Genomic DNA, 26,215 nt, shown 5'->3' with positions numbered 1-26,215 from the left:
CGGCCATGACATTCGGAGGCGGGACCCATCGGCGGGCATGGCTGTGCCTGCTCGCACTCATCGGCGGCTCGGCGCTGGCGCAGCAGGCGCCGCCGGCAGGCACGCCGGTAACGGCCCAACCGGCCCAGCCGACCCCACCGGCCCGTCCGCGCATCGGCCTGGTGCTGTCCGGCGGCGGCGCGCGCGGGCTGTCGCACGTCGGCGTGCTGAAGGTGCTGGAGCGCGAGCGCATCCCGGTCGACGTGATCGCCGGCACCTCGATGGGCGCGATCATCGGCGGCCTGTATGCGAGCGGCATGGACGCCGCAACGCTGGAGCGCGAGCTGCTGAAGGTCAACTGGGACGCGGTGTTCGCCAACCGGGTCGACCGCCAGCTGCTGTCGCAGCGGCGCAAGGAAGAAGACTTCGAGATCTCGCCGTTGATCGAGTTCGGCATGCGCGACGGCGAGCTGCGCGCGCCGCTCGGCGCGCTGTCGGGCCGCGGCCTCGAGACGCTGCTGCGGCGCTACACGCTGCCGGTGCGCTCGGTGCGCGATTTCGACCGACTGCCGATCCCGTTCCGTGCCGTCGCCACCGACATGGAAGACGGCCGCGCGGTGATCCTGAGCCAGGGCGACCTCGCGCTCGCGCTGCGCTCCAGCATGAGCGTGCCCGGCGTGTTCCCGCCGACCGAGATCGACGACCGCATCCTCGGCGACGGCGGCCTGGTCGACAACGTGCCGGTCGGCGTCGCGCGCGCGATGGGCGCCGACATCGTGATCGTCGTCAACATCGGCACGCCGCTGGCGCCGCGCAAGACGCTCGGCTCGGTCGGCGGGCTGACCGGGCAGATGATCAACATCCTGACCGAGCAGAACGTGCAGCGCAGCCTCGCGTCGCTCGGCGGGCGCGACCTGCTGATCTCGCCGCAGCTGGGCGACATCACCGCCGGCGATTTCAACAAGACGCCCGAGCTGATCGCGCTCGGCGAGCAGGGCGCGCTGCAGCTCGCGCCGCGGCTGGCCGCGCTGGCGCTCGACGAGACGAGCTACGCGCAATGGAAGGCCGGCCACCCGCGCGAGCCCGCCCCGCAGGCGACGCTCGCGTTCGTCGAATTCGAAGGCAGCGAGCTGACCAACCCGAAGCGCTTCGCGGCGCAGATGGAATCGGCGGCCGGCCAGCCCTTCGACGCCGCGAAGGCCGAGCGCGATGCGCGGCGCCTGGCCGCCAGTGGCGACTACGTGCGCGCCGACTACGAGCTGGTGACGACCGACCGCGGCGACGGGCTGGTCTTCGACCTGGAGGACAAGCCCTGGGGGCCGCACTACTTCCGCGTCGGGCTGGACCTGAACACCGACTTCAGCGGGCGCAGCGCCTTCAACCTGAAGATCAGCCACAACCGCCACTGGCTGGATGCCAACGGCACCGAATGGCGCAACCGCGTGCAGATCGGCGAGGTGCCGAAGCTGTTCACCGAGATCTACCACCCGCTGAACTGGACGCTCGGCATCTCGAACGACTGGTTCGTCGCCGGCTACGGCGAGATCGAGCGCCGCAAGGTGGCGGTCTACAACGGCGTCACCGGCGACGAGCGCGGGCACTTCAACCGCTCGGCCGGCCGCTTCGGCGTCGACCTCGGCCAGCCCTGGGGCCAGTTCGGCGAGATCCGCATCGGTCTGACGCACCTGACGCTGCGCAACGAACCGGAGATCCTGTCGGCCGACTACGTCGGGCCGCGCGACACGGTGACGATCGACGAATCCGGCCTGCGCGTCGGCGTGGTGATCGACCAGCTCGACTTCGCGAACTTCCCGCTGCACGGCTACCGCGTGCAGGGCGAAGTGGTCACCGGCCGGCGCAGCGACAGCGTCACCGGCAGCGACTCCGACCGCTTCACGCGGGTCGAGAGCGAGGGCTCGGCGGTCGGCAGCTGGGGGCGGCACACGCTGAACGCGTTCGCGCGGGTGCAGCATGCCGACCAGCGCTCGATCACCGGGCTGGGCCGCTACACGCTCGGCGGCTTCCAGCAGATGTCGGGCTACCTGCCGGGCCAGATCGAGGGCAACTACCTGCTGTTCGGCCGGCTCGCGTACTACCAGCGCATGAGCTACACGCCGGTGTTCACCCGCGGTCTGTTCGTCGGTGGATCGCTGGAGGCCGGCAACGCCTGGGAGTTCAGCAGCCAGATGAAGCTGAACGACCTGCGCAGCGGCATGAGCCTGTTCGTCGGTGCCGACACCGGCATCGGTCCGCTCTACCTCGGCGTGACCTACGCGCCGCGTGGCGCCGCCGGCCTCTACCTGTTCATCGGCCGACCGTGACGGATGAGGCAGCCGGCCGGGCCGGACTGCCGCGTTCGGGGGGGTGCCAAGCGAAGGAGCGCTTCCTAAACTGGCTGCAAGGGTCAGGCAACAGAGTCAGCGAAGTTCGGCGAGGCGCACATGACAGACAGCGAATTGATGCGGATCAGCGATGGCGGTGTCGAGTCGTCGGAAGGCTGGGCGGTTCACCTCATCGGACCGGAGCTGCTGGAGTACTGCAGCGGGCCGGCCGCCTGCCTCGTCAACGTCGGCTATTCGCCGGCGCACCGGGCACGTCAGATCTACGCGAGCGAGTCGTCGTCGGACCTGTTCCCGATGCTGCGCGAGCACCTGCAGTCGGCGTCGCAACTGCTCGACGGCCGCTACGTGGTGGTGTGACGACCCCTCGCTCGACGAGTACGTCGAGCGGTCCCCCGAGGGAACGCGGGCCGGCTTGGGGCGGCCCGGCGCTCGGCCCGCCTCACCGAACCAACGCCGATTCGATCTCGGCCGCGACCAGCGCCGGCAGCTCGTGCACGATCCAGTGCGTGGCGCCCGGCACGCGGGTCAGCGTCAGCTTCGGCACGAAGGCCTCCAGCCCGTCCAGCAATGACGCCGGCAAGGCCACATCGGCCTCGCCCCACACCACGTGCGTCGGCACCTGCACGGTGACGAACTCGGGTGGGAACTTCAACGCGAGCACCGGTGAATCGGGCCCGGTCGGCGGGCGCAGCGGCGACGCGCGGTAGTAGTTCAGCGCACCGGTCAGCCCGTGGCGCCAGACCGCGCGGTACTGCTCCTTCAGCGCCGGCGTCAGCCAGCCGCCACCGGGGCGCGACGGGTCTTCGGCGCCCATGTGGGCAAACGCCGCCCACAGCCGCGCGAAATCGCCGGCCGCGAGCTCCGCCTCGGCCTCGGGGCGGCTCCAGGCGTTCATGTAGGCACTGGCCGCCTGCTGGTGCGGGTCGGTCTGCAGCGCCTTCAGGAAGACCCCCGGGTGCGGCGAATTGACGATCACCAGCCGCTGCAACGCCTGCGGGTGCTGCACCGCGAAATTCCAGGCGACGGCACCACCCCAGTCGTGCGCGACCAGCGCCGCCAGTGGACCACCGCCTTCGTGGGCGATCAGCGCCAGCAGGTCGGCCACCAGGTGCTTCGCGCGATAGGCTTCCACCTCGGCCGGTGCCGACGAGCGCTCGTAGCCGCGCAGGTTCGGCGCGACGCAGCGGTAGCGGTCGCCGAAATGCCGCAGCATCGCGTCCCAGACGAAGGCGCCCTCGGGAAAACCATGCAGGAACACGATCGCCGGCGCACCGCGCGGCCCGCTGGCCCGGCAGCTCAGCGTGATGCCGTGCGGCAGCACCGCGTCGAAGGTCTCGATCATGGCGCCGGGACGACCCACTCCCGCAGCACGCAGGCCGCGTCGCCGACGCCCTGCTTCTTCAGCGCCGAGAACAGCGAGATGCCGATGTCGGCATGCTCGCTCGTCAGCTCGCCCAGCACCGCCTGCGTGGTTTCCAGCACGGTGGTGGCTTCGCGGCGGTTCAGCTTGTCGGACTTGGTCAGCAGCACCAGCAGCCGCACCTCGCCGGAGCCGACGCGCGGTGCGACGAATTCGAGCAGGTTGCGGTCGAGCTCGGTCAGCCCGAGCCGCGAATCGACCATCAGCACCACGCCCGACAGGCTGCGGCGCACCTGCAGGTAGTTGGCCATCACCTCCTGCCAGCGTTGCTTGGCCGAGCGGGCGACGGCGGCGTAGCCGTAGCCCGGCAGGTCGGCGAACAGCGCGTTCGGCGCGTCTTTCGGGCCGAGCTCGAACAGGTTGATGTGCTGCGTGCGGCCGGGCGTCTTCGACGCGAAGGCCAGCCGCTTCTGCTGCGTCAGCGTGTTGATCGCGGTCGATTTGCCGGCGTTCGATCGGCCGACGAAGGCGATCTCGGGCAGCTCGGTCTGCGGCAGCTGGTTCAGCTGGCTGGCGGTCGTCAGGAAGCGGGCCGTGTGCGTCCAGGCCAGCGCCAGTTTCTCGGCCGCGGCCGCATCGCTGCTCGCGTCAGCGGCCGGCGCACCGGAATTGTTTTCGTCGGTCATGGAAGGCACCAAAAACTTGCATTGTAAAATCGCCGGGTTTTGCACCCTCAAAACGCATCCAGCCACCTCACACCCACACGCCATGATGCCTGTTGCTTCCCTGCTGTCGAGTCTGTTGTTGGCCGCCGCGCTGGTGGCGCCCGCGTCCGCGAACGAGGCGGTCAAGGCCAAGCCCGACGTCGCGAAAGGCCAGGCGATCTCGACCAACGTCTGCGCGGCCTGCCACTCGGCCGACGGCTCGCGCGGCAGCCCGGCCAACCCGATCCTGCAGGGGCAGCACCCTGAATACCTCGTCAAGCAACTGGCCGAGTTCAAGGAAGGCAAGCGCGACAACCCGATCATGAAGGGCATGGCCTCGACGCTGAGCGAAGACGACATGCGCAACGTGGCCGCGTTCTACGCCTCGAAGGACGCGAAGCCCGGTTTCGCGAAGAACAAGGAATCGGTCGCCCTCGGCGAGAAGATCTACCGCGGCGGCATCGCCGACCGGGCGATCCCGGCCTGTTCCGGCTGCCACAGCCCGACCGGCGCCGGCCTTCCGGTCCAGTACCCGCGCCTGCGCGGCCAGCACTCCGACTACACCGAAGCGCAGCTGGTGGCCTTCCGCAGCGGGCTGCGCAAGAACAGCGCGCAGATGATCGGCGTCGCCGCGAAGATGAACGACAAGGAAATCAAGGCGGTGGCCGACTACATCGCCGGCCTGCGCTGAACGCGGCGAATCTCACGCAAGGGCCGGTCGCTGACCGGCCTTTTTCATTCCCGGCCGCGGCGCGCGCGACTATAGTCATCCGACTCGCCACTGCGAACGCCCCCATGCCCCACATCCGACGCGGACCCGACGGACAGATCGACAGCCTGCACCGTCAACCGGGGGCCGGCACCGAGTTCATGGCCGACGGGCATCCGGAGCTGCTGGCCTTCATCGGGCACACCCCGGCCAACAGCGATTTCGGCAAGCTCGACGCCGATTTCGTCCGCGTGATCGAGGACGTGATCGACACGCTGATCGTCCGCAACATCATCAACATCACCGACCTGCCGGGCGAGGCGCAGGCCAAGCTGTTCGCCCGCAAGAGCTTCCGCGAACGCACCGCGCGCAATTCGCTGCGGCTGTTTTCCGACACGCAATTCGGTACGGTGATCGACGACACCAACTTCGGCGAGCTGCCCTGAACCTGCCGGTGGAACCGGCTGTAAGGTCAGCCGCTCCAAGCCCGACTGACCGGCAACGCGCCTGCGGGCGTCCCCAGGAGTTTTCATGCACCACCGCCCGAACCGCGGCTTCGACCACGCCGTCCCGTCCGAGATCACGCCGCGCAGCGTCTACGAACGCCGCCGCGAGCTGCTGAAGCTGATGGCCCTCGGCAGCGCCGGTGCCGCGCTGTCCGGCTGGGCCGCGCGCGACGCGATGGCGCAGGCCGCGCGTCCGAACAAGCTGGCGCCGCTGCCCGGCACGCGCAGCGCCGTCCCCGGTGCGATCACGATGGAAAAGCTCACGTCCTACAACGACGTGACCAGCTACAACAACTACTACGAGTTCGGCACCGACAAATCCGACCCGGCGCGCAACGCCGGCTCGCTGAAGACCCGGCCGTGGACGGTGGCCATCGAAGGCGAGGTCAGGAAGCCCAGGGTCTACGACCTCGACGAGCTGCTGAAGCTCGCGCCGATGGAGGAGCGCACCTACCGGCTGCGCTGCGTCGAGGGCTGGTCGATGGTGATCCCGTGGGTCGGCTATTCGCTGTCCGAGCTGATCAAGCGCGTCGAGCCGACCGGCAATGCGAAGTACGTCGAGTTCGTCACGCTGGGCGATGCGAAGCAGATGCCCTTCCTCGGTTCGCGCGTGTTGTCGTGGCCGTACGTCGAGGGCCTGCGCCTCGACGAGGCGATGAACCCGCTCGCGCTGCTGGCCTTCGGCCTGTACGGCGAGGTGCTGCCGAACCAGAACGGCGCGCCGGTGCGGCTGGCGGTGCCCTGGAAATACGGCTTCAAGAGCGGCAAGTCGATCGTGAAGATCCGCTTCACCGACAAGCAGCCGCTGACCTCGTGGAACCATGCGGCCGCCCAGGAATACGGCTTCTTCTCGAACGTCAATCCGAACGTCGACCATCCGCGCTGGAGCCAGGCCACCGAGCGCCGCATCGGCGAAGACGGCCTGTTCGCGAAGAAACGCGCGACGCTGATGTTCAACGGCTACGAAGCCCAGGTCGGCCAGCTGTATGCCGGCATGGACCTGAAGAAGCTGTTCTGACGGCGGATTGACGATGAAGACCGCCGTGCTGTCGCCCGACACCGCCCCCTCCCCCCGCGCCGCCGTGCCGCGCCGGCGCTCGCCGCTGCTGCACCCGGCGGCCAAGCCGCTGCTGTTCGTTGCCGGCCTGCTGCCGTTCGCGTGGTTGTTCTACGGCGCGCTGATGAACACGCTGGGCGCGAACCCGGCCGAGGCGCTGATCCGCTCGACCGGCGACTGGACGCTGCGGCTGCTGTGCATCACGCTGGCGGTGACGCCGCTGCGGGTGATCGCGCACCAGCCGGCGCTGGCGCGCTTCCGGCGCATGCTGGGGCTGTTCGCGTTCTTCTACGTGGTGCTGCACTTCCTGGCGTATGCGTGGCTCGACATGGGGCTGGACCTCGACGCCATCGTGCGCGACATCCCGAAGCGCCCGTTCGCGCTGGTCGGCTTCCTCGCCTTCGTGCTGATGATCCCGCTGGCCGCCACCTCGTTCAACCGGGCCATCAAGGCGCTGGGCGCGAAGCGCTGGCAGGCGCTGCACAAGAGCGTCTACGCGGTCGTGCTGCTGGGTCTGCTGCACTTCTTCTGGATGAAGGCGGCGAAGAACAATTTCGCCGAGGTCGCGGTGTACGCCGCCATCATCGGGGTGCTGCTCGGCTGGCGCATCTGGCACGCGCTGCGCAAGAGTTGACGGCGCATCGCGAACCTGACGCCTGCGTGTCTGGCGCGGTCGCGCCGGGCCACGCACAATCGGGCCCTCCATGGTCGCCCACGCCTTGCCCTCCCACACCCCCGCCGGCCCCGAGACAGTCGCCAGACGCCTCGTCAGGCTGATCGCCGATTCACAGGCCGCGCACGACGCCGGCCACCACCAGCAGGGCCTCGCTCTGGCCCAACAGGCCCTGGCGGGTGCCAGCGCGGTGGGCGAGCCGCTGGTGATGGCACGCATCCACACGCTGATCGCCAACCACCTGTGGCGGCTCGGGCAGTTCGAGCCGTCGGTACAGTCGGCGCGCGCGGCGCTCGCGCTCTGGAAGGCCGCCGAGCGCATCGACGAGCAGTGCGACACGCTGTGCCTGCTGGCGATCTCGTTCAGCGAGATCGGGCTGCAGGAAGAAGCGCTGAAGCACGCCACCGCGTCGTTCGAGCTGGCCCGCGAGCACGACCGCGGCTTGGCGATGGGTGTCGCGCTGAACCGCATCGGCATTTGCTACGACCGGCTCGGCGATTCGATCCAGGCCGAGAGCTTCCTGCTGCAGTCGCTGGGCATGGCGCGCGAGCACGGCGGCCACGGCGACCGGATGCTGGCGCTGAACAACCTGACCGCCACCGCGATCAGCGCCTACTACCAGGCGCAGCTGCGCGCCGACGACGATGCCAGCCAGCAGGCGATCCAGCGGGCGCGCCAGTACGGCAGCCGGGCGCTGTCGCTGGCGCGCCGCCATGGCGACCTCTACCGCGTTGCCGTCACGCAGGGCAACCTGGGCGAGGCGCTCGGGCTGGCCGGCGACTTCGCCGAGGCCCGTGCGCTGTTGCAGGAGGCGCTGGCGAGCGCCGAGCAGAACGGCTTCCGCGCGGTGGTGCTGCGCATGCGGCACAACATCGCCGAGGTGCTGCTGCGCGAGGGCCGCAATGAAGAGGCCATCATCGAGCTGACCGCGACGCTGCAGTCGCTGACCCAGCTCGACCACGAGACCACCCGCATGCGGGTGCATTCGGCGCTGCACCGTGCCTACAAGGCCACGCGCCAGTTCGAGCCGGCGCTGCTGCACTGCGAGGCGCACCACCAGATCGAGATGCAGCGGGTCGCGCTGCAGAGCAAGGCGCAGGCGCGGCTGATGGTGAACCGCATCGATGTCGAGCGCGCGCTGATGGACGGCGAGCGTTCGCGCCTCGAGGCCGAGCTGCAGCGGCTGCGCACGCAGCAGCTCGAAGCCGAGAAGGAGCTGCTCGAGCAGCGCACCGCCGAGCTGCACCGCGAGACGCTGGAAGACCCGCTGACCGGCCTTGCGAACCGGCGCCATGTCGACGCGACGCTGCCGCTGCTGATCGAGCGTTCGCGCGGCCAGCGCCAGCCGATGGCGCTGGCGATGGCCGACCTCGACCACTTCAAGCAGGTCAACGACCGCCACGGCCATGCGGTCGGCGACGAGGTGCTGCGCACGGTGGCGCGCCTGTTCGGCGACAAGACCCGGGCACGCGACCTGCTGGGCCGCTGGGGCGGCGAAGAGTTCGTGCTGGTGTTCGTCGACACGCCGCGCGAGACCGCGCACGAGATCTGCGAGCGCCTGCGCAGCGCCGTGCAGATCTACCCGTGGGACGCGATCGCACCGGGGCTGCAGGTCACGCTGAGCCTCGGGTTGGCCGTCGCGCAGCCGACTGACAACGCGATCGAACTCGTCGAGCGGGCGGATGCTGCGCTCTACGAAGCGAAGCGGCTCGGGCGCAATCGGTTGGTGGCATCTTCTGCTTGAGGCGGGGAGGCGGGGTACTCGGCTCCGGTCATGTCCCCCGCGGAAGGCCTGCCGCGCGGCAGGCCTTCCGCTCCTCCTTTACTTCCCTGCGCCGAGCACCCCACCTCCCCGCCCGCCACCGACTGTTCTGGGCGGAGACGAATCCGATGGGTGCATGAGGCCATCGGCTCGGGAGGGCGGGGCGCTCAGGGACAGGACGTAAAGGAGGAGCGGAAGGGCAGCCGCCAGGCAGACCTTCCGCGGGGGACAGTCCAGTCCCTGAGTGCCCCGCCCTCCCGAGCACGCCAAGAAAGAAACTCAGCCCCGAGCCAGCACAGGCTTCAGAGCCACGCCGGTGTGGCTCCCGCGGGTCTTCACGAGCAGCTCCGGCACCCCGTTCGCCACCACCGTGCCACCGCGCACGCCGCCTTCCGGCCCCAGGTCGATGACCCAGTCGGCCTCCGCGATCACGTCCAGGTCGTGCTCGATCACCACCACGCTGTGGCCGCCATCGACCAGCCGGTGCAGCACGCGGATCAGGCGCTCGACGTCGGCCATGTGCAGCCCGACCGTCGGCTCGTCCAGCACGTACAGCGTGTGCGGCGCCTTGTTGCCGCGGCGGCCGACGTCGTCGCGCACCTTGGTCAGCTCGGTCACCAGCTTGATGCGCTGCGCCTCGCCACCAGAAAGCGTCGGCGACGGCTGGCCCAGCGTCAGGTAGCCCAGACCGACGTCCTTCATCAGCTGCAGCGGGTGCGCGATGTTCGGCATCGACGCGAAGAACTCCACCGCCTCGTCGATCTCCATCTGCAGCACGTCGCCGATGCTCTTGCCGCGCCAGCTGACCGCCAGCGTCTCGGCATTGAAGCGCTGGCCGTGGCACACGTCGCACGGCACCTTCACGTCCGGCAGGAAGCTCATCTCGATCGTGCGCATGCCCTGCCCCTCGCAGGCCGGGCAGCGGCCGTCGCCGGTGTTGAAGCTGAAGCGCGCCGGCATGTAGCCGCGCGCCCGCGATTCCAGCGTGTCGGCGAACAGCTTGCGGATGGTGTCCCAGAAGCCGATGTAGGTCGCCGGGCACGAACGCGGCGTCTTGCCGATCGGCGTCTGGTCGACCTCGAGCACGCGGTCGATGTAGCCCCAGCCGTCGATCTTCTCGCAGCCCTGCCAGTTCGGCTTGCCGCCCCGCACGTTGATGAACTGCAGGTTGGCCAGCAGCACGTCGCGCGCCAGCGTCGACTTGCCCGAGCCGCTGACGCCGGTCACCGCCACCAGCCGCTTCAGCGGCACGTCGACCGTCACCTGCTGCAGGTTGTGCAGCGACGCACCGTGCACCGTCAGCCGCCGGTTCGCCTCGCCTTCCTTCGCGACCTGGCTCGCCACCGATGCGAGGAAGGCATCGACCTCGCGCCGCGCCTTCAGCGGGTGCACCAGCGGGTTCGCGAGGAAGCGGCCGGTCACCGAATCGGGGTGCGTCGCCAGGTCGGCCGCCGTGCCCTCGGCCACCAGCCGGCCGCCGCGCTTGCCGGCGCCCGGGCCGATGTCGATGATGTGGTCGGCACGGCGGATGGTGTCTTCGTCATGCTCCACCACCACCAGCGTGTTGCCCTTGTCGCCCAGCTTGTGCAGCGCATCGAGCAGGATCTGGTTGTCGCGCGGGTGCAGGCCGATGGTCGGCTCGTCGAGCACGTAGCAGACGCCCTGCAGGTTGCTGCCGAGCTGCGCCGCGAGCCGGATGCGCTGCGCCTCGCCACCGCTCAGCGTCGGCGCCGCACGGTCCAGCGTCAGGTAGCCGAGGCCCACTTCCTCGAGGAACTCCAGCCGGCTCGCGATCTCGGTGACGACATCGCGCGCGATCTCCGCGTCGCGGCCGGCCAGCGTCAGCGCCTGCACCCACTTGCGGGCATCGGCCACCGACCATTGCGCGATCCAGGCGATCGAATGGGTGTCGAAGGTGACGCCGCGCGACACCGGGTTCAGCCGCGTGCCGCTGCAATCCGGGCACGGTTCGTCGACCACGCCTTCGACTTCCGCCTCCTCCGACGGGAAGCTCTGCTCGCGGCCCTTGTTGTCGTCGTCCTGCACCGAATCGTCGTACGCCTTGCGCTGCTCGCGCGTCAGCGCCAGGCCGGTGCCGACGCAGGTGGTGCACCAGCCGTGCTTGCTGTTGTAGCTGAACATGCGCGGGTCCAGCTCGGGGTAGCTGGTGGCGCAGATGGGGCACGCGCGCTTGGTCGAGAACACCTTCACCTCGCCGAGCTTGCGCGTCGGCGTGCCGGCCAGCATCGCGCCGCGCAGCCCCTTCAGCGGGCTCAGCAGGTGCATCACGCCCTTGCCGACGTCGAGCGCCTGCGCCAGCAGCGTGCGCAACTCGGCCTCGTTGTCCTTGCCGATCACCAGGTCGCCGACCGGCAGTTCGACGGTGTGCTCCTTGAAGCGGTCGAGCCGCGGCCACGGGTCGACCGGCAGGAAATCGCCGTCCACCCGCAGGTGCGTGTGGCCGCGCGCCTTGGCCCATTTCGCGAGGTCGGTGTAGACGCCCTTGCGGTTGACGACCAGCGGCGCCAGCAACCCGACGTGCACGCCCTGGTGGTCGCGCAGCAGCTGCGCGGCGATGCTCTCGACGCTCTGTGGCCGCACCGGCGCGCCGTCGTTGACGCAATGCTGGATGCCCAGCTTCACGTACAGCAGCCGCAGGAAGTGCCAGACCTCGGTGGTCGTCGCGACCGTGCTCTTTCGGCCGCCGCGGCTCAGCCGCTGCTCGATCGCGACGGTCGGCGGGATGCCGTACACCGCGTCGACCTCCGGCCGGCCGGCCGGCTGCACGATGCTGCGCGCATAGGCGTTCAGCGATTCGAGATAACGGCGCTGGCCCTCGTTGAACAGGATGTCGAAGGCCAGCGTGCTCTTGCCCGAGCCCGACACGCCGGTCACCACGCTGAACTTGCCGCGCGGGATGCTGACGTCCAGCGACTTCAGGTTGTGCTCGCGCGCGTTGACGATGCGGATCGATTCGTCGCGTTGCACGTCGCGCGCCTTCTTCACCAGGTACTGCAGCGGCACGCCCTCTTCCACCTTGTGCTCGCCCAGGCGCATCGCCACGTCGTAGTCGGCCAGCGCGCGGCCGGTGTGCGAGGTCGGATGCAGCTTCACGTCGTCCGGCGTGCCGGTGCAGACCACCAGGCCGCCGGCCTCGCCGCCTTCCGGCCCGAGGTCGATCAGCCAGTCGGCCGCGCGGATCACGTCGAGGTTGTGCTCGATCACCACCAGCGAATGCCCGGCGTCGAGCAGCTTGCGGAACGCCCGCATCAGCTTCGCGATGTCGTCGAAGTGCAGCCCGGTGGTCGGCTCGTCGAACATGAAGAGCGTGCCCTTCTTCGCGACCGGCTGCCGGCTCGCGGTCGTGGTCTGCGCGGCCTCGGCGAGGAAGCCGGCCAGCTTCAGCCGCTGCGCCTCGCCGCCCGACAGCGTCGGCACCGGCTGGCCCAGCTTCACGTATTCGAGGCCGACGTCGACGATCGGCTGCAGCACGCGCAGCACCTCGCGGTCCTGCGCGAACATCTGCACCGCCTCGCTGACGGTCAGCTCCAGCACGTCGGCCACGCTGAGTTCGCGGGCGACCTCGCCGGGCAGCCGGCGCTCGATCTTCACGTCGAGGATCTCGGCACGGTAGCGGCGGCCGTCGCAATCGGGGCAACGCAGGTACACGTCCGACAGGAACTGCATCTCGACGTGCTCGAAGCCCGAGCCGCCGCAGGTCGGGCAGCGGCCGTCGCCGGCGTTGAAGCTGAACATGCTGGCGCTGTAGCCGCGCTGGCCCGACAACGGCTCTTTCGCGAACAGCTTGCGGATCTCGTCGAACGCGCCGACGTAGCTGGCCGGGTTCGAGCGCGCGGTCTTGCCGATCGGCGACTGGTCGACGAACACCGCATCGGTCAGCCAGTCGGCCCCGAGCAGCCGGTCGTGCTCGCCGGGCGTCTCGGTGGCCTTGCCGAAATGCCGCGCGAGCGCCGGGAACAGCACGTCCTGCATCAGCGTGCTCTTGCCCGAGCCGGAGACGCCGGTCACGCAGACCAGGTGCTGCAGCGGGAACTCGACCGTCACGTTCTTCAGGTTGTGGTCGCGCGCGCCTTCGAGGATCAGCTTCGGCGTCGCCTCGGTGACCAGCCGCTTCAGCCCGCCCAGCCCGACCTGCTTGCGCGCGCCGAGGTAGGCGCCGGTCAGCGTGTCGGCCCGGCGGATCTCGTCGGGCGTGCCGTCGAACACGATGCTGCCGCCGCGCTCGCCGGGGCCGGGGCCCATGTCGATCAGCCGGTCGGCGGCCAGCATCACCGCCGGGTCGTGCTCGACGACGACCAGCGTGTTGCCGGCATCGCGCAGCCGGTGCATCGCCTCGACGATGCGGTTCATGTCGCGCGGGTGCAGGCCGATGCTCGGCTCGTCGAGCACGAACATCGTGTTGACCAGCGAGGTGCCGAGCGCGGTCGTCAGGTTGATGCGCTGCACCTCGCCGCCGCTCAGCGTGCGGCTCTGGCGGTCCAGCGTCAGGTAGCCGAGGCCGACGTCGCACAGGTACTTCAGCCGCGTGCGGATCTCGTCGAGCAGCAGCTTCAGCGCGTCGTCGAGCAGCGTGCTCGGCAAGGTGATGCCGTCGAAGAAGCGGCGGATGCGGTCGATCGGCATCAGCATCAGGTCGTGCACCGTCAGGCCGGGCAGCGCTTCGAGCTGCGGGCGCGACCAGGCGGTGCCTTGCGGCAGGAAGCGCTTCTCGGGCGGCAGCACGCCGTCGGCATCGGCCTGGCTGCCCAGGCGCCACAACAGCGCCTCGGTCTTCAGCCGCGCGCCGCCGCAGGTGGTGCACGGCGTGTAGCTGCGGTATTTCGACAGCAGCACGCGGATGTGCATCTTGTAGGACTTCGATTCGAGGTACTCGAAGAAGCGCTTGATGCCGTACCACTGCTTGTTCCAGTTGCCCTTCCAGTGCGGCGAGCCATTGATGACCCAGTCGCGCTGCGCCTCGCTGAGCTGCGACCAGGCGGCGTCGCGCGGGATGCCGGCCTCGGCGGCGTACTTCAGCAGGTCGTCCTGCGAGTCTTTCCAGGCCGGCGTCTGGATGGTCTTGATCGCACCCGAGCGCAGCGTCTTGCGGTGGTCCGGGATCACCAGCCCCCAGTCGACGCCGATCACGCGGCCGAAGCCGCGGCAGGTCTCGCAGGCGCCCATCGCCGAGTTGAACGAGAACAGCGCCGGCTGCGGCTCGCTGTAGCGCAGGTCGCTGTCGGGGCAGTGCAGGCCGGTGGAGAAGCGCCAGAGCACCGGCTCCGCCTGCTCATCGGTCACATACACGTTGACCCGCCCGCTGCCCCGCTTCAGTGCCGTCTCGATCGCCTCGACCGCGCGCACCTTCTCGGTGTTCTGCAGCCGGAAGCGGTCCGCCACCACGTCCAGCACCTTGCGCGGCCCGGTCGGCGTCGCCACTTCGCGCTCGGCCTGCACGCGGGTGAAGCCGCTGGCCGCCAGCCATTGCTCGATCTCCTCGGGCGTGGTGCCGCCGGGCAGTTCCACCGGGAACGTGACCACCAGCCGCGGATCGCTCGCCGCGGTGCGCGCCATCAACTCCGCGTAGATCGTCTCCGGCGTGTCGTGCCGCACCGGCTGCGCGGTCTGCTTGTCGAACAGCGCGGCCGCGCGGGCGTACAGCAGCTTCAGGTGGTCGTTCAGCTCGGTCATCGTGCCGACCGTCGAGCGCGAGGTGCGCACCGGGTTGGTCTGGTCGATCGCGATCGCCGGCGGCACGCCGTCGACCCGGTCCACCGCCGGCCGGTCCATCCGGTCGAGGAACTGCCGCGCGTAGGCGCTGAAGGTCTCGACGTAGCGCCGCTGCCCCTCGGCGTACAAGGTGTCGAACACCAGGCTCGACTTGCCCGAGCCCGACGGCCCGGTCACCACCGTCATCTCGCCGGTGCGGATGTCGAGGTCCAGGTTCTTCAGGTTGTGCTGGCGGGCGCCGCGGATGCGGATGACGCCGGTCATGTCATCGGGCACGACATCGGACATGGGGGAGGCTTTCGGAATGCGAAGGCGAAGATTCTAGGGAGCCGGGGCGGGCGAGCACGATCGCGGGCCATTGGTCAGTAGCCGTCAGCAACCCCCGCTGACGTGGCGCAACACATCGGACACCGAAGCGCATTGCCCAGACGGAGTCCATTGGCTACCATGCGCGACGCTTCGCGCGTGCCGTTTGCGTGTGGCGTCATGAAAGCACCAGCAGTCCCTCCGCTTCACCCCCTCCCCCCCGACAGCGACCGCGCCACGCGGTTGATCGATGTCGTCGGCGAGGGCGTGTGGGAGCACGAACTCACGCCGGATCGCGCGGCCGGCAGTGCCTGGCATTCGCCGCGCTGCCGCGAGCTGCTCGGCACCGACCTGGCCGACGAGCCGTCCGCCATTCGCACGCGGGTCGACCGGTCCGACCTGGCGCGCTGGGATGCGCTGTGGGGCGCCGCGACGCGCGCCCCGGGCCACACCGTCGACGGGCGCCTGCGCCTGCGCAGCGCCGACGGCAGCTTGCGCTGGTTCCAGGTGCGCATGCGCGCCACCGCCGACGGCACCGCCGCGGCCGGCCGACTGAGCGGCAGCCTGCGCGAGCTCGACACCGACGCCGCGCCCCACCAGGCCAAGGCCACCTTCCTGGCCCACATGAGCCACGAGCTGCGCACGCCGCTGAACGCGGTGCTCGGCATGACCGAGCTGGCGCAGCGCCTGGCCACCCACAACGAGCAGCGCGGCTACCTCGAACTGGCCCGGCAGTCCGGCCAGTCGCTGCTGCGCCTGATCGGCGACGTGATCGACTACGCCCGCGCCGAGGCCGGCGAACTCGCACTGCGGCTCGAGACCTTCGACCTGTCGCAGCTGCTGGCCGAGACCTTCCGCGGCTTCATGCCGCAGGTGCAGGGCCGCAACCTGGCGATGCTGTACGACTACCTCGGCGAGCAGACGCAGTTCCAGGGCGACCCGGCGCGGGTGCGCCAGATCGTCTCGAACCTGCTGGCCAATGCGGTCAAGTTCACCGCGCACGGCCATGTCGCGCTGGTCACCGAGCTGCGCCCGCAGCCTGACGGTCCGTGGCTGCTGCGCATCCAGGTGCACGACACCGGCACCGGCATGGATGCCGCCACCCTCGAACGCGTGTTCCGGCCCTTCGAGCAGGGCGACAACAGTGCGCGCCGCCAGCACGGCGGCACCGGGCTCGGGCTGTCGCTCGCGTGCAAGCTGGCCGCGCTGATGGGCGGCCGCGTGACGGCCACCAGCGTGCCGGGCCGCGGCTCGGTGTTCAGCGTCGAGCTGCGGCTCGCGGCGGCGGCCCAGCCGGCGCCCGCGCCGCACGCGCCCGGGCATGCCTGGCTGGTGGTGCGCAGCGCGACCACTTCGCCATGGCTGCCGCGCCGCATCGAGCGCCTCGGCTGGACCACCGAGCTGATCCCCGACCTGGCGCAGGCCACGCGGCGCGCCCAGCTCGGCGGCCGCGCGCCCGACTGCATCGTGCTGGCCGAAGACGGCCTCGACGACCACAGCGACCTGGAGGCGCTGCGCCGCGCGCTGCCCGACAGCACGCGCGTCACGCTGCTGCTGCGGCCCGACTTCCACCAGCCGGTGCTGCTCGAGCGGGCTGCGCGCAGCCGCATGGCGGTGCTGCTGAAGCCGCTGACGCCGGCCGAGCTGCGCACCGTCGCCAGCGCCGAAGCGCGCCGGGCCCCGGCGCGGACCGAGCCGTCGACGCCGATGCGCCCCGGCATGCACGTGCTGGTGGTCGAGGATAACCCGCTGAACCAGCTGGTCGCGCGCGAGATGCTGATGGTGCTGGGCATGAAGGTCAGCGTCGCCGAGAGCGGCGAAGAGGCGCTGGCGCACTGCCTGCAACAGGCGCCCGACCTGGTGCTGATGGACATCCAGATGCCGGGCATGGACGGCGTCGAGGCGACGCGTCGGCTGCGCGCGCTGCAGGCCGACGGCACGCTGCGGCCGTTCCCGATCGTCGCGCTGACCGCGCATGCGCTGGCCGCCGACCGGCAGTCCAGCCTCGAAGCCGGCATGGACGAGCACCTGACCAAGCCGATGCAGTTCGAGAGCCTGCGCACGGTGCTGGATCAGTGGCGGCCCGATGACCCTGGGTTGACGGGCGACGACGAAGAAGCGCCGACCGCGAACTAAGTCGCGCCGAAGGCGACTGGGTGGACATTTCGTCCACTTGACGCGCGTTTGCGGAGGCGACGTGTGAAAACATCCCGGCCTGCCGTGCGCCGTTGGGACAGCGTCCGTCGACACGGCGACACCATCCAGGGAAAACCGGAGACACCATGAAGAAACTTCTTTGCGTGCTGGCCTTGTCCAGCCTCGCGGCCACCGCGGCCGCCCAGATCGTCATCGGCCAGACGGCGGGCTTCAGCGGTCCGGCCGCCGCCGGTGTCAAGGAGACCACCGACGGCGCGAAGCTGTACATCGACTCGGTCAACGCGCGCGGCGGCATCAACGGGCAGAGCATCGAGCTGGTCTCGATGGACGACAAGTTCGAGCCGAAGCTCGCGGCCGAGAACGCGAAGAAGCTGATCACCGAGAAGAACGTGGTCGCGCTGTTCCTGGTGCGCGGCACGCCGCATACGCAGGCGGTCGCGCCGCTGCTGGCCGAGTACCGCGTGCCGCTGGTCGCGCCTTCCACCGGCGCGATGGCGCTGCACAAGCCGGTCAACCCGTACATCTTCAACGTCCGCGCCACCTACCAGCGCGAGGCCGAGCGCGCGATCCGCCACCTGAGCCTGATCGGCATGGAGCGCATCGCGGTGCTGCACGTCGACGACAGCTTCGGCACCGATGCGGTCGTCGGTGCCACGGCCGGCTTCACCGCGGTCGGCAAGCAGCCGGTCGCCGTCGAGAAGTTCGACCGCACGAAGCCCGATTTCAGCGCGATCGTGCCGAAGCTGGTCAAGGAGAACGTGCAGGCCGTGCTGTTCATCGCCTCCGGCGCCGTCGTCGCCGAAGGCACGAAGGCGTTGCGCGCCGGCGGCAGCGCGGCACAGATCGTCACGCTGTCGAACAACTCCGCCAGCGGCTTCATCACGCTGATGGGCGACAACGCGCGCGGCGTGATCGTCACGCAGGTGTTCCCCTACGAGCGCTCGATCGCATCGCCGATCGTCAAGGAAGCGACGGAGCTCGCCAAGGGCAAGGGCCTCGATGCCATGACGCCCGCGATGATGGAGGGCTATGCCGGCGCGAAGGTGCTGGTGGAGGGCCTGCGCCGTGCCGGCGGAACGCCGACGCGCGACAAGCTGCTCGCGGCGCTGAACAACATGCACAAGTACGACATCGGCGGCATGGAGGTCAGCTACAGCACGAGCGACCACACCGGTCTCGATTTTGCAGATCTCTCCATCATTGGAGCCGACGGCAAGTTCCGTCGCTGAGCGCTTCGCGCACCACGTCACGCCCTTGACGGCGTGACGCGCAGACAGGCGTACTGCCCGCAGGCACGCCCGCCCTGCCCGTGAAACCATGGATTTCCTTGGGTTCACAGACAGAGCGGAGACACGTGATGAAGCAGTACCTCGGTGCGTTGGCCCTGGCGGCCACGATGATGTCGATCGGCGCCCCGGCCGCGGCCCAGCTCCTGATCGGGCAGACCTCCGGTTTCACCGGTGCGGCAGCGGCCGGCGTGAAGGAGAACGCCGACGGCGCGAAGCTCTACATCGACTGGGTCAATGCCCAGGGCGGCGTGCACGGCCAGCCGGTGCAGCTGGTCTCGCTCGATGACAAGTTCGACCCGGCGCTCAGCGCCGAGAACGCGAAGACGCTGATCGTCGAGAAGCGCGTGATCGCGATGTTCCTCGGCCGCGGCACGCCGCATGCGCAGGCCCTGCTGCCGCTGCTGGCCGAGCACCGCGTGCCGATGATCGCGCCGTCGACCGGCGCGATGGCGCTGCACAAGCCGGTACAGCCCTACGTCTTCAACGTGCGCGCCACCTACCAGCGCGAGGCCGAGCGGATGATCCGCCACCTGAGCCTGGTCAGCGTCGACCGCATCGCGGTGCTGCAGGTCGACGACAGCTTCGGCGCCGACGCGGTACAGGGCGCGATGGCCGGCTTCGACGGCATCGGCAAGAGCCCGGTGATGCTCGCGAAGTTCGACCGCAGCAAGCCCGATTTCAGCCGGCTGGCGCCGCAGGTGGCGAAGTCCGGCGCGCAGGCGGTGCTGTTCATCGGCTCGTCCGGCGCGGTGGCCGAAGGCACGATGGCGCTGCGCAAGGCCGGCTCGGCGGCGCAGGTGGTCACGCTGTCGAACAACGCCTCCAGCGGCTTCATCAAGCTGATGGGCGACCACGGCCGCGGCACCGTCGTCTCGCAGGTGTTCCCGTACGAGCGCTCGATCGCGTCGCCGCTGGTCAAGGAAGCGCTGGAACTCGCGAAGGCCCGCCAGCTCGACGGCGTGTCGCCGGCGATGATGGAAGGCTTCGCCGCCGCGAAGGTGCTGGTCGAAGGGCTGCGCCGGGCCGGCCCGAACCCGACGCGCGAACGGCTGCTGGCCGCGCTGAACGGCATGAACCGCTACGACATCGGCGGCATGGAGATCAGCTACAGCACGACCGACCACACCGGCCTCGACTTCGCCGACCTGTCGATCATCGGCCCCGACGGCAGGTTCCGGCGCTGACGGGACCGCAGGGCGTCAGCGCTTCGGCCACCACGGCACGAACGCGCTGGTGCGCAGGATGTAGTCGCGGTACGCCGGGCGGCGCTCGCCGATGTCCTGCTCGAGCAGCGCGACACCGGACACCTTCAGCAGCAGCGTCGTCATCACCAGCGGCGAGACGATGCTCCAGGCGCCGCCGGCCGGCACCGCCATCAGCCACAGCCCCCACCAGGCGCAGGCCTCGCCGAAGTAGTTCGGGTGGCGGCTCAGGCGCCACAGGCCGCGGTCCATCACCTGGCCCCGGGTTGCCGGGTCGGCCTTGAAGCGCGCCATCTGCGCATCGGCCACGGCTTCGAACCCGATGCCGAAGGCGGCCAGCGCGACGCCGATCGTGTCGACCATGCCGAACGGCGCGTGGCCCGCGAAACCGGCCAGGAAGGGCATCGCCACCACCCACGCGATCGCCGCCTGCAGCGCGAACACCAGGTAGAGACTCTTGAATGCGAAGTTCGGCTGGTTGCGCGCGCGGATCGCCTGGTAACGGCGGTCTTCGCCGTGGCCCCAGTTGCGCCAGCTGATGTAGACGGCGAGCCGCAGCGCCCACACCAGCAGCAGCGCGCCCATCCACCCCGCCCGCGCGCCGGTGGCCGGCAGCAGCACGGCATAGGCGAGCACCGCGGCGCCGATCAGCGCCGACCAGAAGCGGTCGACCAGGCTCGCATCGCGAAGCAGCACGCTGCCCGCCCACGCGACCAGCGCCAGCGAGGCGCTCGCCGCCAGCCCCCAGGGCGCGACCTGCAGCAGCGTGCCGACAGAAGGCTCGGCGCCGGTCATGCGCGGCGCTCGAACAGGCAGTGGCTGACGAACCACTGCTGTCCGCCGTCGTGGCCGAACAGTTCGGCACACGACATGAAGAACAGCCGCCAGCGCACCCACCACAACGCCGACTGCCGCGCCCCGTAGCAGCCGTCGAACACCGGCTGCAGCACGGCGCGGCGGGCGTCCATGTTCTGCAGCCAGGCCTCGGCGGTGCGCTGGTAGTGGGTGCCGTCCCAGCGCCAGCGCTGCAGCAGCCGCAGGTCGTCCTGGAAGTGCAGCGCCAGGTCGTCGCTCGGCATCATGCCGCCGGCGAAGAAGTGCTCGCTCATCCAGTCGCTCGCATCGCGCGCGACGAACGCATACGGCGTGCTGCGGTGCACGAACACGTGCATGAAGAAGCGTCCGCCCGGCCGCAGCCAGCCGGCGACGCGGCGGAACGCCCCGGGCCAGTTGCGCAGGTGCTCGAACATCTCGACCGACACCACGCGGTCGAAGCGGTCGACGAGGCCGACGTCCTTCGGATCGAACTCGTTCATGTCCTGCGTGACGACGCGCAGGTTCGACAGCCCGCGCAGCGCTGCCTGGGCCTCGATGTGGACGCGCTGCGAGTGCGAGTTGGAGACCGCGGTGATGCGGCTGCCCGGGAAGCGCTCGGCCATCCACAGCGACAGCGAACCCCAGCCGCAACCGAGTTCGAGCACCTGCTGCCCGTCGGCCAGCCCGGCGCGCTCGCAGGTGACGGTGAGCGCGGCGGCCTCGGCGGCATCGAGCGTCGTGATGGGCGCGTCGGAGGCGTCGCCCCACCAGCAGCAGCTGTACTTGCGGTGGCTGCCGAGCACGCTGCCGAAGAACGCGGCCGGCAGCTCGTAGTGCTGTTCGTTGGCCTTCTCGGGCAGCAGCGCGAGCGGTGCGCTGCGCAGGCCGGCGATGAATTCGGCGCTGAGCGCGGCCGACGCGGCGATGTCGTCGGCGCCGATCTCGTGCAGCCGTTCCTTCAGCAGCCGCCGGATGCCGAGCCGCACGACGCGGTCCGGCACGAGGCCTTGCTCGACCCAGTTGACGACTCGGGCGGTGGACGATGTGGGCATGGGGCAGTCTCCGTGGTGCGGGCGATGGAAACCCTCATACGTGCCCGAAGCCCCATTGGATGCCGGCCGATGTGAAAACCCCTCATTCCCAGGGCAGCATCAGCGTGACCATCAGCAGCTTCTCGAACTCCGGCTCGAAGCGTTCGACGATCGCCTGCGGGTCGTTGCACAGCGCGTCGTCGGTGACCAGCCCGAACTGCACGCCGCCGCCATAGCTCAGGATGCTGACGCCGACGCCGATGTGCCCCGACTGCGGCACCCAGAACATCGTCTGGCGCAGCGTCGAGCCGCAGAACTTCAGCGGCGCGGCCGGCCCCGGCACGTTGGTCATCACCGCGGTCGCCTTCTTCGCGAACAGGTTCAGCAGCGCGTCCTGCGCCGGCTTGATCAGCAGCCCGGCCACCGACAGCACCGCGAACGCCAGCAGCGGCTGGTAGCTGCCCTTCAGGTCGGTCATGCGGGCGCGCACCGCATAGACGCGCTCCACCGGGTTTGCGATGCCGATCGGCAGCACCAGCGGCACCAGCCCGAAGCGGTTGCCGAGCTGGTGCGCCTTCTCGAGCGGGCGCAGGTTCACCGGCACCATCGCGCGGATCTCCTGGCCGTCGGGGTCCTCGCCGCGCGCGCGCAGGTAGCCGCCGATCGCGCCGGCCACGCAGGCCAGCAGCACGTCGTTGACCGAGCAGTTCAGCGCGCGGCCGATCGCCTTCACCTGGTCGAGCGCGATCGGCTCGCCCCAGGCCACGTGCTTGCGGCCGACCGGCGTGCCCTTCAGCGAGGTCGGCGAATCGTCGGGCATCAGCGCCAGCGCCGCCACGTCGCCCAGCACCTGGTACCCGGTGCGCGCCATGTCGAGCGAGCCGAGCAGCGGCTGCTGCGGGTTCGCCAGCATCTCCATCGACTTCGCGATGCCGCCGCCGTACATGCCGATCGCCTTGACCGTCAGGTCGGTCAGCGGCTTGACGACTGCATCGGACAGCCAGTCCGCATCGCCGTCGTCGTCGGCGGCCTTGCCGCGGGCGCGGCGCGGCGGCGGGTCCTGGCCGCCGTCGGTGATCGACAGCATCACCGAGATCAGCGCGATGCCGTCGGCGATGCAGTGGTGCACGCGGGCGATCAGCGCGCTGCCGCCTTCGTAGTCGTCGATCAGGTGGAACTGCCACAGCGGGTGCGCGCGATCCAGCGGTGTGCTGCTCAGCTCGGCGACACGCTCCTGCAGCGCCTGGCGTGCCGACTGGCCACGGGCGCGTTGCAGCGGCTCGTGGAGCACGTGGTGCCGCAGGTCGAAGGCGGCATCGTCGACCCAGCTCGCGCCCATCGCGTCTTCGACGACCTTCTGGCGGAAGCGGTGGTACTTCAGCAGCTTGTCGTCGACGCGCTCGCACAGCGCGGCATGCGTGATGGCCGGCTGCAGCAGCCAGACGCCGACGATCATCATCAGGTTCACGTCGTTGTCCATGCGCAGCCACGCGGTGTCGACGCGGGACATGCGCTGGGCTGCGGCGTGAGCGGTGGGCATCTTCGGGTCTCCTGGGGGGTGCGTCTTGTTCTGCGGGGCACGATGATGGGTAACATTCGCCGCGTCAATGCCGACTTTCACCCACGCATCACCGGAGACATTCATGGCCGACCTCAAGACCCAGTTCGACGCCGCCGTGGCCGATTCGAAGAACCTGCCCGAGAAGCCCGACAACATGACGCTGCTGAAGATCTACGCGCTGTACAAGCAGGCGAGCAGCGGCGACGTCGACGGCAAGCGCCCCGGCTTCACCGACATGGTCGGCCGCGCCAAGTGGGACGCCTGGGATGCGGTGAAGGGCAAGTCGGCCGACGAGGCGATGCAGGAATACGTCGACCTGATCGAGTCGCTGAAGGACTGACGAGGGCTACGCGCCCTTGCCCTTCCTGGCAGCCGCTTTCTTCGCGGCGGGCCTGGGCGCCCCCTTGCTCCCCGCCAGCAACGCATCCAGGTTCTTCTCGATCTCGCCCTGGATCGTGCCGGCGAACGCGCCCATCAGGAAGCCGAGCTTGGCCTGCAGGTCGAAGTGATCGGCCGCGACGACCAGCTCGCCGCTGACGCCCGAGCGCTTGAACTCCACCGTGTCGCTGTCCTCGCCTTCGATCACGGTGCATTCCATCTCGAACTTCTTCTCGGCCTCCTCGGCCCATTTCCACGCGATCTCGCGGGCGCGGGCCAGGCCCAGGTCGTGGTCGCGGTGGATGTGGATGTCGGGCATGTCGGTCTCCTCGGGTCTTGTGATGCTCAGGGGGTCGCCGTGACGGCGGCGGCCTGCAGTGTCGCGCGCCGCTCGTCGTGCGGCAACGCGGCGATGCGGCGCACCTCGGCGTAGAAGCGGTCGAAATCGCGGCCCTCGCGCTCGAACAGCCGCTCGAACTGCGGCACCAGCTCGTTGTAGGCCGCCAGCACGCCGAGCGATGCGTTGTTGGCCCGTTCGAACCAGCCGTCGTAGCCGGCGTAGCCCTGCCACGCGCCGGCCTTCAGCGCGGCGTAGTCGCTGCGCAGCGTCGCCATGCGCCCGGCCTTCGCGCTGCGCTTGTCGGCATCGCTGCGGCCGCTGCGGTAGATCGCGTCGAGGTCGCTGCGCGCCTGCATCGTCAGCGCGCGGAATTCCTGGCGCCGCCGGTCGTAGCGCTCGTACTCGTCGCGCGCCGCCGGGGTCGACCGCTCGACCAGCCAGCGCGTACCGCCGATGCGTTCGACCGCCGTCGCGAACGACTCGTTGAACATCGTGTCGTCCTTCGCGAACGCCACCTGGTGCGCCAGCTCATGGAAGATCAGCCGCGCCAGCTCGCCCTCCGGCCAGCGGATGAAGGTGTTCAGCAGCGGATCGCTGAAGAAGCCGCCTGGCAGCTTGCCGAGCGTCGAATAGGCCGGCACCGCGTAGACGCTGACCTCCAGCCCCTCGGCGCGCAGCTCGTCGCCCTGTCCGTTGGCGGTGGCCTGGTCGAAGTAGCCGCGGTAGCCGACGCAGCCGGTCACCGGGTAGCACCAGGTCTTCAACTGCAGGCTCAGTTCGGGCGCGGCCACCACGTTCCACACCGCGGCGTTGCGGTGCAGGTCGGCATAGCGCCGGTAGCTCGCGTTGTCGGGCAGCTTCAGCTCGCTGACCGCGTAGTCGCGCATGCGCTGCGTCAGCTGCAGGCGCTCGCGCAGCGGTTCGACCGTGGCCGGGTCGGCGATCCAGTCGTCGACCGGCTTCGCCTGGTTCAGCAGGCTCAGGTGACCGCCGACCGATTGCGCCAGGTAGCGGACCGAGCCGCAGCCGCTGAGCGAGCTCAGCAGCACGACCAGGCCCGACACGACCCACCATTTCTTGTTCGCCAGAACTCGCATCGCGCGAGTCTAGTGGCATGACGATCCCCCGAAGGGGATCCCACCCAGGCTCAGCTCACCCGGCGCCCGTTGGCCCCGAGCACCGCGAGGCTGACGTAGCGCGACGCCACGTACGGCGCCGCACCGCCGAAGCCGAGCGACAGCTCGCCCAGGTTCAGCTGCTTCAGCCCGGTCAACGCCTGGCGCAGCTTGTCGCGCGTCACGTCGCGGCCGGCGCGGCGCAGCCCCTCGGCCACCACCATCGCGTTGACATAGCCCTCGAAGCTGCTGGCACCGAATTCCTCGCGGCCGATCGCCCGCATCGCCGCCTGGTAGGCGCGCACCGATTCGAGCTTCGCCGACGTCGCATCCGGAAACACCTGCGACAGCGCGATGCCCTGCGACGCGGCGCCCAGCTTGGCCAGCTCCGACGAGATCACCGACACCGACAGCCCGACCAGCGGCAGCCCGGCCATGCGCGCGCGCATCTGCAGCATCAGCGCCGTGCTGGTCGTGCCCGTCGTGCCGAAGAACACCACGTTGGGCTTGGCCGCGAGCAGCTGCTCGACGACCTGCGCCGCGTTGGAGCCGTCGACCGCCGCCGGCACGGTCGTCACCGCCTGCAGCCCGGCCGCCTGCAGCGCGGCGGTCGCGTCCTTCGCGACCTCCTTGCCGAACGGGTTGTCGAGGTAGACCAGCGCGATGTCCTTCAGGCCCATCGCCACCAGCTGCTGCGTCACGCGCGTCACCTCGTCGGTGTAGCTTGCACGCACGTGGAAGACGTTGCGCTGGCCCGCCTGGCGCAGCGACGACGCCCCGGTGATCGGCCCGACGTACGGCACGCCGGCCTGCTCGATCGCCGGGATGATGGCCGCGTTGTTCGCGGTGCCGATGCACGAGATCAGCGCGAACGCGGTGTTGCCCTCGATCATCTGCTTGACGTTCTCGACGGTGCGCGCCGGCACGTAGCCGTCGTCCTTCATCAGCAGGCGCAGTTCGCGGCCGTGGATGCCGCCGGCCTTGTTGATCGTGCCGATGGCCGCCGAGATGCCGGCGTTCTGGTCGCGGCCCGAGCCGGCCAGGATGCCGCTGAGCGCCGCCGAACTGCCGAGCGTGACATGGCTTGCGCTCAGTCCATCGTCGGCCGCACGCGAGACATGAACCCAGCCGGCGCCGCTCGCCGCCGCCACACCTGTTACACACGAACGCAAGAACGACCGACGCTTCATCGCTACGA

At 69.8% G+C, this 26,215-nt stretch carries 20 protein-coding genes; 11 read left to right on the top strand and 9 right to left on the bottom strand.

Going from position 1 to position 26,215, the window contains the following annotated elements; genetic code table 11:
* Positions 1–5: 5 nt before the first annotated feature.
* Positions 6–2,300, top strand: coding sequence for a patatin-like phospholipase family protein (locus ASC98_RS24700; RefSeq protein WP_082542228.1), 2,295 nt, complete (start codon positions 6–8; stop codon positions 2,298–2,300).
* Positions 2,301–2,420: 120 nt separating this feature from the next.
* The gene (locus tag ASC98_RS24695; protein WP_056817087.1) at positions 2,421–2,678 is read left to right on the top strand and encodes a hypothetical protein; all 258 of its coding nucleotides are present in this window, start codon (positions 2,421–2,423) and stop codon (positions 2,676–2,678) included.
* Between the two features lie 82 nt (positions 2,679–2,760).
* On the opposite strand, the gene ASC98_RS24690 is transcribed toward ASC98_RS24695, so the two are convergent.
* A complete protein-coding gene (locus ASC98_RS24690; protein ID WP_056817085.1) occupies positions 2,761–3,663 on the bottom strand; it encodes an alpha/beta fold hydrolase in 903 nt (300 codons plus the stop codon).
* On the bottom strand, positions 3,660–4,367 hold the full coding sequence (gene yihA, locus ASC98_RS24685) for a ribosome biogenesis GTP-binding protein YihA/YsxC (protein WP_082542229.1): 708 nt from the start codon (positions 4,365–4,367) through the stop codon (positions 3,660–3,662). Before yihA ends, ASC98_RS24690 begins: the two co-directional genes overlap by 4 nt.
* Positions 4,368–4,452: 85 nt before the next feature.
* On the opposite strand from yihA, the gene ASC98_RS24680 reads away from it, so the two are divergent.
* From ASC98_RS24680 to ASC98_RS24660, 5 genes are all read left to right on the top strand, one after another.
* On the top strand, positions 4,453–5,076 hold the full coding sequence (locus tag ASC98_RS24680) for a cytochrome c (RefSeq protein WP_157598215.1): 624 nt from the start codon (positions 4,453–4,455) through the stop codon (positions 5,074–5,076).
* A gap of 104 nt (positions 5,077–5,180) precedes the next feature.
* Positions 5,181–5,540 carry a hypothetical protein gene (locus tag ASC98_RS24675; protein ID WP_056817082.1) on the top strand — a complete coding sequence of 120 codons (360 nt, stop codon included), beginning with the start codon at positions 5,181–5,183 and terminating at the stop codon, positions 5,538–5,540.
* Positions 5,541–5,625: 85 nt separating this feature from the next.
* A complete protein-coding gene (gene msrP, locus ASC98_RS24670; RefSeq protein WP_056817081.1) occupies positions 5,626–6,618 on the top strand; it encodes a protein-methionine-sulfoxide reductase catalytic subunit MsrP in 993 nt (330 codons plus the stop codon).
* A gap of 13 nt (positions 6,619–6,631) precedes the next feature.
* Positions 6,632–7,291, top strand: coding sequence for a sulfite oxidase heme-binding subunit YedZ (locus ASC98_RS24665; RefSeq protein ID WP_082542230.1), 660 nt, complete (start codon positions 6,632–6,634; stop codon positions 7,289–7,291).
* 85 nt (positions 7,292–7,376) lie between these two features.
* Positions 7,377–9,074: a diguanylate cyclase gene (locus tag ASC98_RS24660; RefSeq protein ID WP_162249343.1), complete on the top strand. Its 1,698-nt coding sequence runs from the start codon at positions 7,377–7,379 to the stop codon at positions 9,072–9,074.
* Between the two features lie 297 nt (positions 9,075–9,371).
* On the opposite strand, the gene uvrA is transcribed toward ASC98_RS24660, so the two are convergent.
* Positions 9,372–15,110 carry an excinuclease ABC subunit UvrA gene (gene uvrA / locus ASC98_RS24655; protein ID WP_235581383.1) on the bottom strand — a complete coding sequence of 1,913 codons (5,739 nt, stop codon included), beginning with the start codon at positions 15,108–15,110 and terminating at the stop codon, positions 9,372–9,374.
* 261 nt (positions 15,111–15,371) lie between these two features.
* Between uvrA and ASC98_RS24650 the strand changes: the two genes are divergently transcribed.
* The 3 genes from ASC98_RS24650 (at position 15,372) to ASC98_RS24640 (ending at position 19,758) form a co-directional block, all read left to right on the top strand.
* A complete protein-coding gene (locus ASC98_RS24650) occupies positions 15,372–17,264 on the top strand; it encodes a response regulator (RefSeq protein WP_056817076.1) in 1,893 nt (630 codons plus the stop codon).
* 146 nt (positions 17,265–17,410) lie between these two features.
* On the top strand, positions 17,411–18,514 hold the full coding sequence (locus tag ASC98_RS24645; RefSeq protein ID WP_056817073.1) for an ABC transporter substrate-binding protein: 1,104 nt from the start codon (positions 17,411–17,413) through the stop codon (positions 18,512–18,514).
* A 128-nt stretch (positions 18,515–18,642) separates the two neighbouring features.
* Positions 18,643–19,758: an ABC transporter substrate-binding protein gene (locus ASC98_RS24640; RefSeq protein ID WP_056817070.1), complete on the top strand. Its 1,116-nt coding sequence runs from the start codon at positions 18,643–18,645 to the stop codon at positions 19,756–19,758.
* Between the two features lie 15 nt (positions 19,759–19,773).
* Here ASC98_RS24640 and ASC98_RS24635 read toward each other — a convergent pair whose 3' ends face one another.
* The 3 genes from ASC98_RS24635 to ASC98_RS24625 all read right to left on the bottom strand — a co-directional run bounded on the left by ASC98_RS24635 (position 19,774) and on the right by ASC98_RS24625 (position 23,163).
* The gene (locus tag ASC98_RS24635; protein ID WP_056817068.1) at positions 19,774–20,571 is read right to left on the bottom strand and encodes a DUF1295 domain-containing protein; all 798 of its coding nucleotides are present in this window, start codon (positions 20,569–20,571) and stop codon (positions 19,774–19,776) included.
* Positions 20,568–21,644: a cyclopropane-fatty-acyl-phospholipid synthase family protein gene (locus tag ASC98_RS24630; RefSeq protein ID WP_056817065.1), complete on the bottom strand. Its 1,077-nt coding sequence runs from the start codon at positions 21,642–21,644 to the stop codon at positions 20,568–20,570. Before ASC98_RS24630 ends, ASC98_RS24635 begins: the two co-directional genes overlap by 4 nt.
* Before the next feature lie 82 nt (positions 21,645–21,726).
* The gene (locus ASC98_RS24625; protein ID WP_235581382.1) at positions 21,727–23,163 is read right to left on the bottom strand and encodes a wax ester/triacylglycerol synthase family O-acyltransferase; all 1,437 of its coding nucleotides are present in this window, start codon (positions 23,161–23,163) and stop codon (positions 21,727–21,729) included.
* A 103-nt stretch (positions 23,164–23,266) separates the two neighbouring features.
* Between ASC98_RS24625 and ASC98_RS24620 the strand changes: the two genes are divergently transcribed.
* Positions 23,267–23,524, top strand: coding sequence for an acyl-CoA-binding protein (locus ASC98_RS24620; protein WP_056817059.1), 258 nt, complete (start codon positions 23,267–23,269; stop codon positions 23,522–23,524).
* Between the two features lie 6 nt (positions 23,525–23,530).
* Here ASC98_RS24620 and ASC98_RS24615 read toward each other — a convergent pair whose 3' ends face one another.
* The 3 genes from ASC98_RS24615 to ASC98_RS24605 are packed head-to-tail and all read right to left on the bottom strand — an operon-like array spanning position 23,531 to position 26,207.
* The gene (locus tag ASC98_RS24615; RefSeq protein WP_056817056.1) at positions 23,531–23,881 is read right to left on the bottom strand and encodes a polyhydroxyalkanoic acid system family protein; all 351 of its coding nucleotides are present in this window, start codon (positions 23,879–23,881) and stop codon (positions 23,531–23,533) included.
* A 26-nt stretch (positions 23,882–23,907) separates the two neighbouring features.
* Positions 23,908–24,999, bottom strand: coding sequence for an aminopeptidase (locus tag ASC98_RS24610; RefSeq protein ID WP_056817054.1), 1,092 nt, complete (start codon positions 24,997–24,999; stop codon positions 23,908–23,910).
* A 50-nt stretch (positions 25,000–25,049) separates the two neighbouring features.
* Complete coding sequence (locus ASC98_RS24605) at positions 25,050–26,207, bottom strand: ABC transporter substrate-binding protein (protein ID WP_056817051.1); 1,158 nt, start codon at positions 26,205–26,207, stop codon at positions 25,050–25,052.
* Positions 26,208–26,215: the final 8 nt, after the last annotated feature.

It is taken from the genome of Rhizobacter sp. Root1238 (assembly GCF_001425825.1).
GTDB lineage: Bacteria > Pseudomonadota > Gammaproteobacteria > Burkholderiales > Burkholderiaceae_C > Rhizobacter.
The sequence above is the reverse complement of the archived record's forward strand: the minus strand, read 5'-3'. Positions and strand labels throughout refer to the sequence as shown.

Coding starts and splice junctions, on each gene's coding strand:
- ASC98_RS24700 (WP_082542228.1), top strand. CDS start 6: ATGACATTCGGAGGCGGGACCCATCGGCGGGCATGGCTGTGCCTGCTC.
- ASC98_RS24695 (WP_056817087.1), top strand. CDS start 2,421: ATGACAGACAGCGAATTGATGCGGATCAGCGATGGCGGTGTCGAGTCG.
- ASC98_RS24690 (WP_056817085.1), bottom strand. CDS start 3,663: ATGATCGAGACCTTCGACGCGGTGCTGCCGCACGGCATCACGCTGAGC.
- yihA (WP_082542229.1), bottom strand. CDS start 4,367: ATGACCGACGAAAACAATTCCGGTGCGCCGGCCGCTGACGCGAGCAGC.
- ASC98_RS24680 (WP_157598215.1), top strand. CDS start 4,453: ATGCCTGTTGCTTCCCTGCTGTCGAGTCTGTTGTTGGCCGCCGCGCTG.
- ASC98_RS24675 (WP_056817082.1), top strand. CDS start 5,181: ATGCCCCACATCCGACGCGGACCCGACGGACAGATCGACAGCCTGCAC.
- msrP (WP_056817081.1), top strand. CDS start 5,626: ATGCACCACCGCCCGAACCGCGGCTTCGACCACGCCGTCCCGTCCGAG.
- ASC98_RS24665 (WP_082542230.1), top strand. CDS start 6,632: ATGAAGACCGCCGTGCTGTCGCCCGACACCGCCCCCTCCCCCCGCGCC.
- uvrA (WP_235581383.1), bottom strand. CDS start 15,110: ATGTCCGATGTCGTGCCCGATGACATGACCGGCGTCATCCGCATCCGC.
- ASC98_RS24645 (WP_056817073.1), top strand. CDS start 17,411: ATGAAGAAACTTCTTTGCGTGCTGGCCTTGTCCAGCCTCGCGGCCACC.
- ASC98_RS24640 (WP_056817070.1), top strand. CDS start 18,643: ATGAAGCAGTACCTCGGTGCGTTGGCCCTGGCGGCCACGATGATGTCG.
- ASC98_RS24635 (WP_056817068.1), bottom strand. CDS start 20,571: ATGACCGGCGCCGAGCCTTCTGTCGGCACGCTGCTGCAGGTCGCGCCC.
- ASC98_RS24630 (WP_056817065.1), bottom strand. CDS start 21,644: ATGCCCACATCGTCCACCGCCCGAGTCGTCAACTGGGTCGAGCAAGGC.
- ASC98_RS24625 (WP_235581382.1), bottom strand. CDS start 23,163: ATGCCCACCGCTCACGCCGCAGCCCAGCGCATGTCCCGCGTCGACACC.
- ASC98_RS24620 (WP_056817059.1), top strand. CDS start 23,267: ATGGCCGACCTCAAGACCCAGTTCGACGCCGCCGTGGCCGATTCGAAG.
- ASC98_RS24615 (WP_056817056.1), bottom strand. CDS start 23,881: ATGCCCGACATCCACATCCACCGCGACCACGACCTGGGCCTGGCCCGC.
- ASC98_RS24610 (WP_056817054.1), bottom strand. CDS start 24,999: ATGCGAGTTCTGGCGAACAAGAAATGGTGGGTCGTGTCGGGCCTGGTC.
- ASC98_RS24605 (WP_056817051.1), bottom strand. CDS start 26,207: ATGAAGCGTCGGTCGTTCTTGCGTTCGTGTGTAACAGGTGTGGCGGCG.